The sequence below is a fragment of the Mesorhizobium sp. LSJC280B00 genome (genome assembly GCF_000502835.1).
Classification (GTDB): domain Bacteria; phylum Pseudomonadota; class Alphaproteobacteria; order Rhizobiales; family Rhizobiaceae; genus Mesorhizobium.
Window position 1 is genome coordinate 76,111 of sequence record NZ_AYVL01000003.1, and the last position, 12,999, is coordinate 89,109.

The 12,999-nt window shown below is 61.9% G+C and carries 17 protein-coding genes; 14 read left to right on the forward strand and 3 right to left on the reverse strand.

The annotated features are described in order from the left end of the window. Positions 1-118 precede the first annotated feature (118 nt). Together X773_RS45045 and X773_RS45050 are read left to right on the forward strand one after the other, a co-directional pair. Entirely contained in the window at positions 119-673 is a 555-nt protein-coding gene (locus X773_RS45045; protein WP_023674905.1) for a hypothetical protein, read from the forward strand. Continuing rightward, the gene (locus X773_RS45050) at positions 673-984 is read left to right on the forward strand and encodes a DUF6105 family protein (protein WP_023674906.1); all 312 of its coding nucleotides are present in this window, start codon (positions 673-675) and stop codon (positions 982-984) included. The genes X773_RS45045 and X773_RS45050 overlap by 1 nt, the downstream gene beginning before the upstream one ends. Here X773_RS45050 and ruvX read toward each other — a convergent pair. Further along, positions 951-1,436 (reverse strand): Holliday junction resolvase RuvX, encoded by a 486-nt coding sequence (gene ruvX, locus X773_RS45055; protein WP_023674907.1) that lies wholly within the window; start codon positions 1,434-1,436, stop codon positions 951-953. The two genes, X773_RS45050 and ruvX, sit on opposite strands and share 34 nt — an antisense overlap. A gap of 116 nt (positions 1,437-1,552) precedes the next feature. On the opposite strand from ruvX, the gene X773_RS45060 reads away from it, so the two are divergent. From X773_RS45060 to X773_RS45085, 6 genes are all read left to right on the forward strand, one after another. Continuing rightward, on the forward strand, positions 1,553-2,260 hold the full coding sequence (locus tag X773_RS45060; protein ID WP_023674908.1) for a metal-dependent hydrolase: 708 nt from the start codon (positions 1,553-1,555) through the stop codon (positions 2,258-2,260). Positions 2,261-2,284: 24 nt separating this feature from the next. Next, a complete protein-coding gene (locus X773_RS45065) occupies positions 2,285-2,701 on the forward strand; it encodes a hypothetical protein (protein WP_023674909.1) in 417 nt (138 codons plus the stop codon). A 76-nt stretch (positions 2,702-2,777) separates the two neighbouring features. Further along, positions 2,778-3,065: an Asp-tRNA(Asn)/Glu-tRNA(Gln) amidotransferase subunit GatC gene (gene gatC, locus X773_RS45070; RefSeq protein ID WP_023674910.1), complete on the forward strand. Its 288-nt coding sequence runs from the start codon at positions 2,778-2,780 to the stop codon at positions 3,063-3,065. 7 nt (positions 3,066-3,072) lie between these two features. After that, positions 3,073-3,531 carry a GNAT family N-acetyltransferase gene (locus tag X773_RS45075; protein ID WP_023674911.1) on the forward strand — a complete coding sequence of 153 codons (459 nt, stop codon included), beginning with the start codon at positions 3,073-3,075 and terminating at the stop codon, positions 3,529-3,531. Beyond that, positions 3,531-5,165 carry an amidase family protein gene (locus X773_RS45080; RefSeq protein WP_023674912.1) on the forward strand — a complete coding sequence of 545 codons (1,635 nt, stop codon included), beginning with the start codon at positions 3,531-3,533 and terminating at the stop codon, positions 5,163-5,165. The genes X773_RS45075 and X773_RS45080 overlap by 1 nt, the downstream gene beginning before the upstream one ends. A gap of 29 nt (positions 5,166-5,194) precedes the next feature. After that, positions 5,195-5,989: a YdcF family protein gene (locus X773_RS45085; protein WP_023674913.1), complete on the forward strand. Its 795-nt coding sequence runs from the start codon at positions 5,195-5,197 to the stop codon at positions 5,987-5,989. Here X773_RS45085 and X773_RS45090 read toward each other — a convergent pair. After that, a complete protein-coding gene (locus X773_RS45090) occupies positions 5,938-6,681 on the reverse strand; it encodes a DUF599 domain-containing protein (protein ID WP_023674914.1) in 744 nt (247 codons plus the stop codon). The genes X773_RS45085 and X773_RS45090 overlap by 52 nt on opposite strands. Before the next feature lie 170 nt (positions 6,682-6,851). Here X773_RS45090 and X773_RS45095 point away from each other — a divergent pair, with 170 nt between their 5' ends. The 4 genes from X773_RS45095 to X773_RS45110 all read left to right on the forward strand — a co-directional run bounded on the left by X773_RS45095 (position 6,852) and on the right by X773_RS45110 (position 10,332). Beyond that, positions 6,852-8,255: an L-serine ammonia-lyase gene (locus X773_RS45095; RefSeq protein ID WP_023674915.1), complete on the forward strand. Its 1,404-nt coding sequence runs from the start codon at positions 6,852-6,854 to the stop codon at positions 8,253-8,255. Positions 8,256-8,340: 85 nt separating this feature from the next. Next, positions 8,341-8,778, forward strand: coding sequence for a DUF1489 family protein (locus tag X773_RS45100; protein ID WP_023674916.1), 438 nt, complete (start codon positions 8,341-8,343; stop codon positions 8,776-8,778). Positions 8,779-8,902: 124 nt separating this feature from the next. Then, positions 8,903-9,634 (forward strand): hypothetical protein, encoded by a 732-nt coding sequence (locus X773_RS45105; RefSeq protein WP_023674917.1) that lies wholly within the window; start codon positions 8,903-8,905, stop codon positions 9,632-9,634. Next, a complete protein-coding gene (locus X773_RS45110; protein ID WP_023674918.1) occupies positions 9,634-10,332 on the forward strand; it encodes a DnaJ domain-containing protein in 699 nt (232 codons plus the stop codon). The genes X773_RS45105 and X773_RS45110 overlap by 1 nt, the downstream gene beginning before the upstream one ends. Before the next feature lie 47 nt (positions 10,333-10,379). On the opposite strand, the gene X773_RS45115 is transcribed toward X773_RS45110, so the two are convergent. After that, positions 10,380-11,768, reverse strand: coding sequence for a D-alanyl-D-alanine carboxypeptidase (locus tag X773_RS45115; RefSeq protein ID WP_023674919.1), 1,389 nt, complete (start codon positions 11,766-11,768; stop codon positions 10,380-10,382). Positions 11,769-12,065: 297 nt separating this feature from the next. Here X773_RS45115 and X773_RS45120 point away from each other — a divergent pair, with 297 nt between their 5' ends. Next, complete coding sequence (locus X773_RS45120; RefSeq protein ID WP_023674920.1) at positions 12,066-12,395, forward strand: phasin family protein; 330 nt, start codon at positions 12,066-12,068, stop codon at positions 12,393-12,395. A 272-nt stretch (positions 12,396-12,667) separates the two neighbouring features. Next, positions 12,668-12,994, forward strand: a complete 327-nt coding sequence (clpS, locus tag X773_RS45125) for an ATP-dependent Clp protease adapter ClpS (RefSeq protein WP_023674921.1) — start codon at positions 12,668-12,670, stop codon at positions 12,992-12,994. Positions 12,995-12,999 lie beyond the last annotated feature (5 nt).

Here is a 12,999-nt window from a genome sequence, read left to right on the forward strand (position 1 = left end):
ATGATCGTTAACCTTAACGAATGGTTTCCATTGCGGCGGCCGATGGCAAAGCCCAGTGTTATGGTTAAGGCAAGGATTGTTCAGCTTGAGCGGCTTTGCCCTGCGAAGCAGGAGCGTCATGCGGCATATTCTGAGCTCTTTTCTGGCATTGCATTGGGCGGCCGTTTTCGCCCTGCTGGCGTTCATTTGCATCGACGGGAATCGAGGCGTGGCGACGGCCCTTGGCGTACTGGGCGTTCCCGTCCAGAACACTCGATCTGCCGATCTCGAAAACGCCGTCGTCGTGGCGCCGCTCGCCGTGGCACTGCTTGTCGTCGCGGTGCTGTTCTGCTGGGCCTTTGTTGAAGCACTGACCAGCGACACGACCAACCCGGATCCCGCCGATAGCGTCATGCGAATCGCCTTCATTTCCGCCTTGGGCGTGCTGTCGCTGATCGTCATCGGCGGCGCCGCGCAAGGCATCAATGGGCTGTTCATGATTGTCGCGGTGCAATTGGCGGCACTTCTGGCGTCCTATGTCGCGGTGCTCGCGGAGCGGCGGTCGACCGTTGCCGCGGCAGCTCCAGGGACCGGCGAAATCCGAGCGGCCGCGCATGTCATGGCCAAGGCAGCGGCGCATAATTCCTCGCTTGCCCGCATTTCCGGCCGGCTGGATTCGAGGGATGACCGCTGATGCGCACCTTGTTCGCGCTGTGGGCGGCTCCGCTCCTCTTGTTTTGGGGCTGGTTCTTTCTGTCGCTCAACGACATCAATTTCGGCTATGTCGTGCTGAGCCGCCAATTACACGATCTCGTCTTCCAGCTCTATGGACAGATGCTCGGCGTTGATCCGGCGCTTATTCCGGGGATGGTGGCGAAAGCTTGCGTGTTCGATGGGCTGCTGCTGGTGGCGTTCTGGGCATTTCGCCGCCGCAAGGCGATTGGTGGCTGGATCACGGCGATGCGCAACCGCTATTTCGACCAGGCATCGACGCCGAGCGCCTGAAGCCGGTCGAGAACACCCTGGAGGATAAAAGCGGCCGCAGCAGAATCGATCTTGCCGGCGCGTTTCTTGCGGGAAAAATCCATCTCGATCAGCGTCCGCTCGGCCGCCACCGTCGACAGTCGTTCGTCCCAAAAGAGGAAGGGCAGATCGGTCAATCCAGCCATATTGCGGACGAAAGCGCGGGATTTTTGGGCGCGCGGGCCTTCGGAGCCGTCCATGTTGATGGGGAGGCCGATCACCACGGCCCCGGCATTCTCCTTCTGCAACAGAGCGAGCAGCACTGCGGCATCGAGCGAGAATTTCCTGCGCATGATGACGGGGCGCGGGTGGGCGAACGACAAGCCGCGGTCGGAAACCGCCACGCCGATTGTCTTGTCGCCGAGGTCGAGACCGGCCAGGGTCTTGCCGCCGCCGAGCCGGGCCGGCAACTCCTCGATGGTGATGATGCCCAACGGCTTTTCCTTTGACCGCGACGCCGCACGTCCTATACGCGCAAAGCGTGCGCGGCACTTTAATTTCGCCGTCGGCGTTCTATCCTCTACCGAAGCAAAAATCGAGGAAAGCATTGATGAAACTGACCTGGTACGGACATTCGGCATTCCGAATCGAAATCGAAGGCGCGAAAATCCTCATCGACCCCTATCTGGTCGGCAATCCATCATGGACGGGCGGCTGGGAAGGGCCGGCCGAAGGGATCACGCACGTGTTGCTCACCCATGGCCACAGCGACCACATCAGCGGCGCCATCGAAGTGCTCAAGAAGAGCAGCGCGATGCTGGTCGCCAATTTCGAGATTTGCATGTACCTGGTCGGCAAGGGCGTCGGTGACAAGCAGATCAATCCCGGCAATATCGGCGGCACCGTCGATTGCGGCGGCTTCACCACCACCTTCGTTCAGGCTCTGCATTCATCGTCCTTTCCGGGCGAGGGTGGCCAGAATACCTATCTCGGCAATCCGGGTGGGCTCGTTCTGCACTTTCCCGAGGACAAGACGCTTTATCATATGGGCGACACCGACATTTTTTCCGACATGGCGCTGATCAACGAGTTGCACGAACCGAAGATCGGCATCGTGCCGATCGGCGACCGCTTCACCATGGGTGGCGCGGTAGCAGCCCTTGCCTGCCAGCGTTTCTTCAAGTTCGAGACGGTCGTTCCCGCTCACTTCGGCACATTTCCGATGATCGATCAGACCGCCGACAAATTCGTGGCCGGGCTGGATGGATCGGGTGTGAAAGTTGCGTTGCCGAAGATCGGCGAGACGATTACGCTGTAAAGAAAGCCGGTCCGGAACAATACGATGCGCTTGAGAAATTCTCTTTGCCTTTCCATGCTGGTTGCCGCGTCGCCGACGCTGGCCGCAGAAAATTTCATCGAGGGCGTCTATCTGCAATCGGAGGACCTCTGCGCGCAGGCCAAAAAGGATACGCTGCAGACGGTGATCGAGGGTGGCAATATCGTGCTGTCGGCAAATGGCCTGGAAAGCATCGAATATAATTGTGAATTCCTGCAGATCACCAAAGCGACACGCTCACCAAGCTGGGCGGTGATCGCTATATGCCAGGAGCCGGGCTACGTCTTTCCCGATGTTCTCTCACTGACACAGATGAGCCCGAAGCAGATCGACCTGATATCGGTTCGGCCTGCCGCCGACGAAGGCGAGCAGAGCGGCAACGGCGGCAGTTATTTCCTCTGCGACGGCGTGGCGATGCCATAGGGCAGTTGATGGCACGATGCATGTTGCGCGGCACGCGCCGCGCCGCTATAGCGCTGGTTTTCCCCGAGGCACAAACATGTCCGTTGATATAAAAACCGTGAAGCGCGTCGCGCATCTTGCCCGTATTGCGGTGAGCGAGGAGGATGCAGAGCGCATGACCGGCGAATTGAACGCCATTTTGGGCTTTGTCGAGCAGTTGAACGAGGTCGATGTTTCCGGCGTCGAGCCGATGACCTCAGTCACGCCGATGGCAATGAAAAAGCGCCAGGACGTCGTCACCGACGGCGGCAAGGCAGCCGACATCGTCGCCAATGCACCGGCGACCGAAGAGAATTTCTTCCTTGTGCCGAAGGTCGTGGAGTAGCAGGCTGATGGCAATCGACATCGCGGCTGAGACGCCGCTGCAGGACGATGTGCGTGGGCTGGTCGAGGAGCTCAACGCCACATTGCTGGAGCTGACGCCGCCGGAGCATTGCTACCATTTGACGGTCGAGCAGATGGCGGACCGCGACACGACCGTCTTCATCGCCCGGGACAACGGCCTTGCCATCGGTTGCGGCGCACTGAAGCGCCACGATGCTGTCGTAGGCGAGGTCAAGCGCATGTATACGCGACCTTCGCATCGCGGCCACAAGATCGGCGCGAAGATTGTCGAGCGTATCGAGGCGCTGGCGCGCCAAGAAGGGCTTAAGCGTCTGGTGCTGGAGACGGGCGACCGTCATCCCGCCGCCTGGACCGTCTACGAACGCGCCGGTTTTTCGCGTTGCGGGCCGGTGCTGAATTATCCCGATTCCGAGTGGTCGGTGTTTTACGAAAAGAGCCTTGCCTGATGAGCGACCTGACCCAGCTGACGATTTCGCAGGCCCGCGCCAAATTGCGCTCCAGGGAGATCACCGCCACCGAAATCACCGAGGCTTATCTATCGGCGGTCGAGCGAGCCAATCCGGCGCTCAATGCCTACGTCGTGGTCACCGACGACAAGGCGCGCGACATGGCCAAGGCCTCCGACGCGAAACTGGCCAAGGGCGAGGGCGGGTCGCTCGAGGGTATCCCGCTCGGCATCAAGGATTTGTTCGGCACCGAAGGCGTCCACACCCAGGCCTGCAGCCATGTGCTGGACGGCTTCAAGCCGCGCTACGAATCGACGGTCACCGCCAATCTGTGGGCGGATGGCGCCGTCATGCTCGGCAAGCTCAACATGGACGAGTTCGCCATGGGCTCGTCCAACGAGACCTCGTATTACGGGCCGGTCATCAACCCGTGGCGGCGTTCGCGCCTCGACACGGTGGTGATGCCGACGACACATCAGGGCGAGGGCGGCTTCGTTTCGGCGGGCGGCACCAGGACCGCGCGCACGTTGGACAATGCCCAACTGGTGCCGGGCGGTTCGTCCGGTGGCTCCGCATCAGCGGTCTCGGCCTTCCTCTGCGCCGGCNCCCAACTGGTGCCGGGCGGTTCGTCCGGTGGCTCCGCATCAGCGGTCTCGGCCTTCCTCTGCGCCGGCGCCACCGCCACCGATACCGGCGGCTCGATCCGCCAGCCCGCCGCCTTCACTGGCACAGTCGGCATCAAGCCGACCTATGGCCGCTGCTCGCGCTGGGGGATCGTAGCCTTCGCCTCGTCGCTCGACCAGGCCGGGCCGATCGCGCGCGACGTGCGCGATGCCGCGATCCTGTTGAAGTCGATGGCTTCGGTCGACCCGAAGGACACGACGTCCGTCGACCTGCCGGTGCCGGACTACGAGGCGGCGATCGGCCGCCCGATCAGGGGCATGAAGGTCGGCATTCCCAAGGAATATCGTGTCGACGACATGCCCGCGGAGATTGAGGCGCTGTGGCAGAAAGGCATTGCCTGGCTGCGGGATGCTGGTGCCGAGATCGTCGATATCTCGCTGCCGCACACCAAATATGCGCTGCCGGCCTATTACATCGTGGCGCCGGCCGAAGCCTCGTCCAACCTCGCTCGTTACGACGGCGTCCGCTATGGGTTGCGCGTGCCCGGCAAGGACATTGTCGACATGTATGAAAAGACCCGCGCCGCCGGCTTCGGGCGTGAGGTCAAGCGCCGCATCATGATCGGCACCTATGTGCTTTCCGCCGGCTATTACGATGCCTACTATCTGCAGGCGCAGAAAGTTCGCAACCTGATCAAGCGCGATTTCGAAAATGTGTTCGCAGCAGGCGTCGACGTCATCCTGACGCCGGCAACGCCTTCCGCTGCCTTCGGCATCGCCGACGAGGACATGGCCGCCGACCCGGTCAAGATGTATCTCAACGACATCTTTACGGTGACGGTGAACATGGCCGGCCTGCCCGGCATAGCGGTTCCGGCCGGGCTCGACGCCAAGGGGCTGCCGCTCGGCCTGCAGCTGATCGGCCGGCCCTTCGACGAGGAAACCCTGTTCCAGACCGCCCATGTCATCGAACAGGCGGCGGGCACATTTCAGCCGGAAAAATGGTGGTAGGATCGTTTCTCATCTTGAGGGGGTGAGGGATGTTCTTCTATGTCTCCAAGGTTCTCGGGTTCTTCGTCGAGCCGTTGAATCTCGCGATCTTCCTGTTGCTGGCGGGGCTGATCGCGGCGATGTTCGGGCGGCGACGGTTGGCGACCGCCGGCAGCGCTCTTGCCTTCCTCATTCTGGCGGTTTCGATATGGAGCCCGCTCGGCCCCATGATGCTCAATCGGCTGGAGGAACGCTTCCCCAGGCCACCGCTGCCGGAAAAGGTTGACGGTATCATAGTGCTTGGCGGCAGTCTGGATGGCGCCGTCAATCTGGTGCGTGGCGGCTATGAAATGAACTCCAGCGGCGACCGGATGGTCGAGGCGGCCGTGCTGGCGCGGCGGTTCCCGACAGCGAAAGTCGTTATCTCCGGTGGCAGCATCGAAACGTTCCGCGGCGGCGAAGGCGATGCAGATACCGCGCCGCGTTTTTTTGCCGCTTTCGGCGTGGCGGCCGATCGGCTGATCCTCGAGAACAAATCCCGCAACACCTACGAGAACGCTGTCTTTACCAGGGAACTGGTGACGCCGAAACCGGGCGAGACCTGGTTGCTGGTGACCTCGGCCTTCCACATGCCACGCGCCAAGGCGCTGTTCGACAAAGCCGGCTTTTCGACCGTTCCGTGGCCGGTCGACTATCGCACTTCCGGCAAGGAAAGCATCGGCACCTTGCCTTATCCCGGCGACTGGCTGGAGGTCACCACTGTTGCGATCCGCGAATGGATAGGGCTCACCGCTTATTGGCTGTCGGGCCGCATCGATCGGCCTTTCCCCGGACCGGGCGGCTGACCGAGCACCGCCTGCCGCGCCGCCGAGAAAAACTGGCGGCGCACCAGTACCGCCAGAAGCAGCAGCGTCGATAGCACGAAGACGGTGGGATCGACGAACCAACCAAGATAGCCGATCGAGAAGAACACGCCGCGCAGGCCCGAATTGAAATGCTTTCCGGCCAGCATGTTCATGCGCGCGGCACGCCACACCGCCGTTTCGGTGACCGGATTGCGCGACGCCTCGCCATGTGGAATCGGCACGGCGCCGATCAGGATCGAGCAATAGTTGAACAGCCGGTAAGCCCAGCCGAACTTGAAGAAGGAAAAGGCCAGGATCAGCACCAGCCCGAACACCTTCGTCTGGAAGGCCGCGCGTGAGGACGTGGCGCCAAACGGCAGGTCGCTCAGCACGGTCAGAACCTGATCGGAGGCGCCGAGCAGGGCAAAACAGCCGCCGATCGCAATCAGCGAACTGGAGGCAAAGAAGGCGGTCCCCTGTTGCAGCCCGCTCATGATAGCGGTGTCGACGATGCGGATCTCGCGTTCGGCCATGGTCCGCATCCAGGCCTCGCGCTGCGCGTTCATAGCCCTCGTCAGCGACATGCGGCTGACCAGCATTCCGTCGGCGGCGAGCGTATGCAGCACCCACGCGGTAAGGAAGAACCCCAGCGCCGCAAGGTCGGCCGTCGATAGGTGAAAGGAATCGCTCATGCGTTGCTTTTACCACAGGCGGAGGGGGCGCTTCGATGGTCGAAGCTGGAATGTCGCTGCCGGAGCAAACGAGGTCGGCAGGCGCAGCGCGGCGGTCCTTAAAACAGCGGAAAACATCATGGGAATTCCTATATGTAGACCTCAACAGGGTCCCAGGAGAAAACGCCCACGTGTTCCTTTCGGTTTTCGACTTGTTCAAGATCGGCATCGGCCCATCGAGTTCGCACACGATGGGGCCGATGACGGCCGCGCGGCGGTTTCTCGACGAGATTGCGGGAGACGACTGGCCGCGCCCGGCCGGCGCCAAGGTCGACCGGATCGCGGCCAGCCTGCATGGCTCGCTCGCCTATACCGGCATCGGCCATGGCTCCGATCGTGCCGTGGTGCTCGGCCTCGCCGGCCAGACGCCGCAGACGGTGGATCCCGACCTAGCAGACGGCATCGTCGCTCGCATCGCCGCCGAGAAGCGGATTTCGCCGCCCGGCCATCCGTCCTACCGTTTCGACCCGGCAACGGATCTTGTGCTGGATCGCAAGACGCCGCTGCCGGGTCACGCCAACGGCATGGCCTTCTCTGCCCATGATGCCGGCGACCGGTTGCTGCTGAGGCGCGTCTATTATTCGATCGGCGGCGGCTTCGTAGTGTCCGAGGAAGAACTGCAGCGGATGAAAGCAAGGGGCTCGGCGACAACCGAAGGCAAGAAGGTTCCGTATCCGTTCAAGAACGCCGTCGAAATGCTGTCCATGGCAGCGAAAAGCGGGCTTTCCATTGCCGAGATGAAGCGCGTCAACGAGGAGACGCAGATGTCGCGCGGGGAGCTCGACGCCGGCCTCGATGGCATCTGGAGCGCCATGAAGGGGTGCATCGAGCGCGGCCTGTCGCAAGACGGCATCATGCCGGGCGGACTCAAGGTGCGCCGCCGTGCCCGGATGCTGCACGACAAGCTGCAGGAGCAATGGCAGCAGAACCGGCCCAACCCGCTGCTCGCCAACGACTGGCTGTCGATCTATGCGATGGCGGTCAATGAGGAGAACGCCGCCGGCGGCCGTGTCGTCACCGCGCCAACCAATGGGGCGGCCGGCACTCTGCCCGCAGTGCTGCGCTACTGGTTGCATTTCCATCCCGAAGCCGACCAGCCCAGCATCCACGATTTCCTGCTGACGGCGGCGGCCGTCGGCGGCATCATCAAAACCAATGCTTCGATCTCGGGGGCGGAAGTCGGCTGCCAAGGCGAGGTCGGTTCGGCTTCGGCAATGGCTGCGGCGGGATTGTGCGCCGTCATGGGCGGCACGCCCGAGCAGGTCGAGAATGCTGCCGAGATCGCGCTGGAACATCATCTCGGCATGACCTGCGATCCGGTCGGCGGGCTGGTGCAGGTGCCGTGTATCGAGCGCAACGCGCTTGGTGCCGTCAAGGCAGTGACCGCCGCTTCGCTGGCCATCAAGGGCGACGGCGTTCATTTCGTGCCGCTCGATGCCGCGATCGAGACGATGCGCCAGACCGGCCTCGACATGAACGAAAAGTACAAGGAAACCAGCCTTGGCGGATTGGCAGTCAATGTCGTGGAGTGCTGAGCGCCAATCTGGCGGCCTGGACCACCACTGTGGAGAAGTCGATCAGGCCGTTGACGCGTTCGCGTGCTGGACTAAACCTTAAACGATGTCTCTCAATCTCATAAAGCTTTGCGTCGGCTGTGACAGCGTCGAGGATCTGGAAGAGTGGATTGCCTTCCGTCTCGACGAGCGGCGCCGCGCCGGCGAACCGGCCGAGCACTACCACACCACCCGCATGGTGCCGACGCGTGGCGCCGAGATTACCGGCGGCGGCTCGCTCTACTGGGTGATCAAGGGCAATGTCCAATGCCGCCAGCTGATCACCGAAATCCGGCCCTTCACCGATGACGAGGGCATCGGCCGTTGCCATCTGATCCTCGATCCCGAGGTCGTGCGCACTGACTGGCAACCGCGCCGTGCATTCCAGGGGTGGCGCTACCTGAAGCCGGCGGACGCGCCGGCCGATCTCGGCAAGGGCAAAGCCGGGCTGATCGAGATGCCGCCGAAGCTCAGGCGTGAGCTTGCCGATCTCGGCCTGCTCTGACGCCGAGAAACGCAACGCCAAGACCACCAGCCGAAGCGCTGTCCGCAGGTGCCATCATCACAGGTCCTCCAGGTCGCCTCATCTGGGCTTGCAAGCCGGGGAACAACGCCACATCTTGAATGTCATGAGCGACAAGAAGCAGCCCGTGCCTGCAAGGGCCAATCCTGCGCCGGTCGAGTCACAATCGAGCACCGGCGAGATCGACGCGTTTCTCCGTCAGGCAAGGACGCTCGCTGCATCCGCCACCGGTTCAGGCAGGCTGATCCTGTCCCTCGACGCGACGATGAGCCGCCAGCCGACCTGGGATCTCGCCTGTGCGCTGCAGGCCGAGATGTTCGACGCCGTCGGCAAGGCCGGGGCGCTCAAGGTTCAACTTGTCTATTTTCGCGGCCTTGGCGAGTGCCGCTCGTCCGCATTCGTCACCGATACCGAAGCTCTGAAACAGCTGATGACGCGCATCGACTGCCGCAGCGGCCATACCCAGATCGGCAAGGTGCTCGCCCATGCGCTGAAACAGACGGCGGCGGCCAAGGTCAACGCGCTGGTCTATATCGGCGACGCGATGGAAGAAAACATAGATGATCTGGCCGAAAAGGCCGGCAGCCTCGGTCTGCACGGCGTTCCTGTCTTCGTCTTTCAGGAGGGCCATGATGCCGCCGCGGAAAAGGCGTTCAAGGAAATTGCGCGGCTGTCGAAAGGGGCCTGGTTCCGCTTCGATCGGCGGGCTGCCGCAACCTTGGCCGGTCTGCTTTCGTCCGTCGCCGTGTTTGCGACCGGCGGGCTGAAGGCACTGGAGGCCCGGGGCAGGCCGGAGGACCGGCTGATGATCGAGCATATGCGGGGCGGCGGAAACTGATGGGCGCGATTATCGCTTTCGTAGCATTGCTTCTGGTGTTTCTCGGCATGCTCACCATCTTCCTGCGCGCCGATCCGGCGAAGCTTGCACGCGGCATGAGGACGCTTGGACCTGTGCTGCTCGGGCTGGTCGGCGTCGCCGTGCTGCTGGTCGGGCGCGAGGGCATCGGCGGCTTGATCCTGTCGGCTGCGCTCGCCTGGTACGGCTCCATGCGCATGAATCGGCCGGCAGCCAAACTGGCGGCAGGCAAGCGTTCGACAGTTCGTACGGCGGCGCTTGAGATGGAACTCGATCACGATACCGGCGGCCTCGAAGGCCTTGTGCTGGCCGGGCGCCATGAAGGCAAGATGCTTGGCTCGATGGGGCTTGCCGAATTGCAGCAACTCTATCGCGAACTCTCCGGCGATCCGGAGAGCCGCCAATTGCTAGAGACGTATCTTGACGGCAGATTTCCCATCTGGCGCAAAGACGCTGATGCGAATGGTGGCGAAGGGCTGGGTGTTGCGCCAGGTTCTGGCGCCATGACTAAGGAGGAGGCCTACAAGATCCTTGGTCTTGAAGCGGGGGCTGCCGCGGCGGATGTCCGCAAGGCGCACCGCCGCCTGATGCAGCGCCTGCACCCCGATATCGGTGGCACGTCTTTCCTGGCGGCGCGGATCAATGAAGCCAAGGACGTCTTGCTCTCCAATCACAACTAGTCTCCTTCGACGCAGAACTTCGGGAAAGATATCGTTTCGCGCGCCGCTTACTGCTGGACGGCGTAGCACTCGATCTTCTTCTTTTTCAAAGCGTTGCAGGCTTTCCAGGCAGCCGTCTTCGAACCGAAACCACCGAACCGGGCGCGGTAGTAGGTGACACCGTCCTTGTCGAAGGCGACGGTGAAACCGGAGGCATCGGTCAGAACGGAGGGCGCCTGCTTCGTCGCCTTGTCGAGGAAAGCCTTCGCTTCGGCCTGTTTTGGCGAAGAGGCGACCTGTATTGCCCAGCCGGATGGCACCGACGCCGTGCTGACCGGATCGACCTCTGCCGCCGGTTCGGCATAGGCTGCGGCGACCCGGGCTGTCGCCACGTCGTCCACCGTCGACACAGCCGTCGTCTTGACCCTCTTGGCCTGAACGACCGGAGCGGTATCTTCAACGACGGGCGCATTTTCCTCGACAAGAGAGGCAACGGCATCGTCGTCCGGCTTACTGTCCGGTGTCGGCGCGTCATGCTTCGGTAGAAGCACCTTGGCCAAGGCTGAAATCGGATTGCCGCCGCCGGCCTTGGCAATCAGCACGCCGCCGCCGCGCGACGACGCCTGCGGCATGTAGGCATTGATCAACCCGGCCATCTGGCTGTCGCGGCTGCCGCCGGACCTGCCGCCCATGACCACCGCTACGATGCGCCGATCGCCATCCGAGACCGAGGAGACCAGATTGTAACCGGAGGCGCGGGTGTAACCGGTCTTGATGCCGTCGACGCCCTTGATGCGTCCGAGCAGACGATTGTGGCCGTTGATGCGCTGCCGCCCGTAAAGAAAGGAGCGCTGCGAGAAATAGCCGTAATATTGCGGGAAATGCTCTCTCAGGGCGATGCCGAGCATCGCCATGTCGCGCGCGGTCGTGAACTGGCCGGGATCAGGCAAGCCGTTGGCGTTGCGGAAAACGGTTCCCCTCATGCCCAGCGCCCGCGCCTTGGCGGTCATCATGCGGGCGAAATTGGCTTCATTGCCGCCAAGCATCTCGCCAAGCGCCGTTGCGGAATCGTTTGCCGATTTGGTCACCATCGACAGGATCGCGGTCTCGACCGTGACCGAGCCGCCCCGCTTGACGCCGAGCTTCGTCGGCGGTTCGGCAGCGGCATTGGCCGAGAACACGACCGGGGAATTCTTGCTGATCCTGCCCTTCGCCAACGCCTCGAACGTCAGATAGAGCGTCATCATCTTGGTAAGCGAAGCCGGATAGCGCCGGCCATCGGCATCCGACGAATAAAGCACCTTGCCGGTCTTGGCATCGATGACGATGGCCGCCGACTTGGCCGCCATGGATGAAGCCGCGTCCGCGACGACGAAGCTCATCGCCATGGCGAGGATCATGATCGTTTTGAAGGGGGACGCGGATTTAGAAACGAAGCCCGACAACGCCTTACGCACTGATAGTTCCTTTGAATTCCGTTGCCTTGGAGGCGGCAAAGGGTCCTGCCTCACCTCCGGCCACGCTAACGCGGGCAGCGTTACCAATCCGTTTATGGTAACCGCCGCGTTCACCATTTTCTGTGTGATTGAGCTTCTCTTTATTCGAATCCTAGCGATTGCCGGCAGCTCACGATGCGCATTGCCGCGGGAATCTTGACTTTTGTGCACTGCACAATATATTTACACGCATTGCACAACGCGGCCCGGACAAGCCGCGTCTATCGTCCAAGGCAACCGTTCAAGGGAATGCGTGAAATGACCCAGACCTATGAAGATTTCAGCAAATACGGCAAGGAATTTGCGGACACCGGATTGAAGAGCTTCGCCTCGCTGTCCAAGGGTGCGCAGGCTATCGCCGCCGAGGCGGGCGAGTACACCAAGAAAAGCTTCGAAGCCGGTAGCGCCGCTGTCGAGAAGCTCTTTTCCGCCAAGTCGCTGGACAAGGCGATCGAGATCCAGTCCGACTATGCCAAGCAGTCCTATGAGAGCTTCGTCACCGAAGCCACCAAGCTTGGCGATCTCTATGCCGAACTCGCCAAGGAAGCCTACAAGCCGTTCGAATCGATCGTCGCCAAGGCGAAGTAAATTCGACGAACGTTCCGAGCCGGCCCCCGGGCTTGCAAAGACAGACCCGGTCGCGAACGCGGCCGGGTTTTTTCATGCCAGCTCGAAATCGGGGGCCTGTGGTCTTCACGATTTGAAAAATCGGTCAAGTTTGGCCACCTAGCCATATTGTCAGCTAAACAGAAGGGCTTAAAATCGTCCATCGAACACCTACATGTCGAGCATGCATGAGGATTCGAAAGAGGCAGGACTACGTGACTACAGGTTTGACTGCCACGAGCTACGTGGTGCGAATGCAGAACGGCAGCAACGGCAATGAGGCCGGTCGCGGCACGGCCGTCATCACGCGCACAAAAACCAAGACCAAGAAGCCCAGTCTGTATCGGGTCCTCATTCTTAACGACGACTACACACCCATGGAATTCGTGGTCCACGTGCTGGAGCGCTTTTTCCAGAAGGACCGCGAAGCCGCCACACGCATAATGCTTCATGTTCACAATCATGGGGTGGGCGAGTGCGGGGTCTATACATTCGAGGTGGCCGAGACCAAAGTGGCTCAGGTCATGGATTTCGCCCGACAGAATCAGCATCCGCTGCAATGCGTGATGGAGAAGAAGTGAGGTAA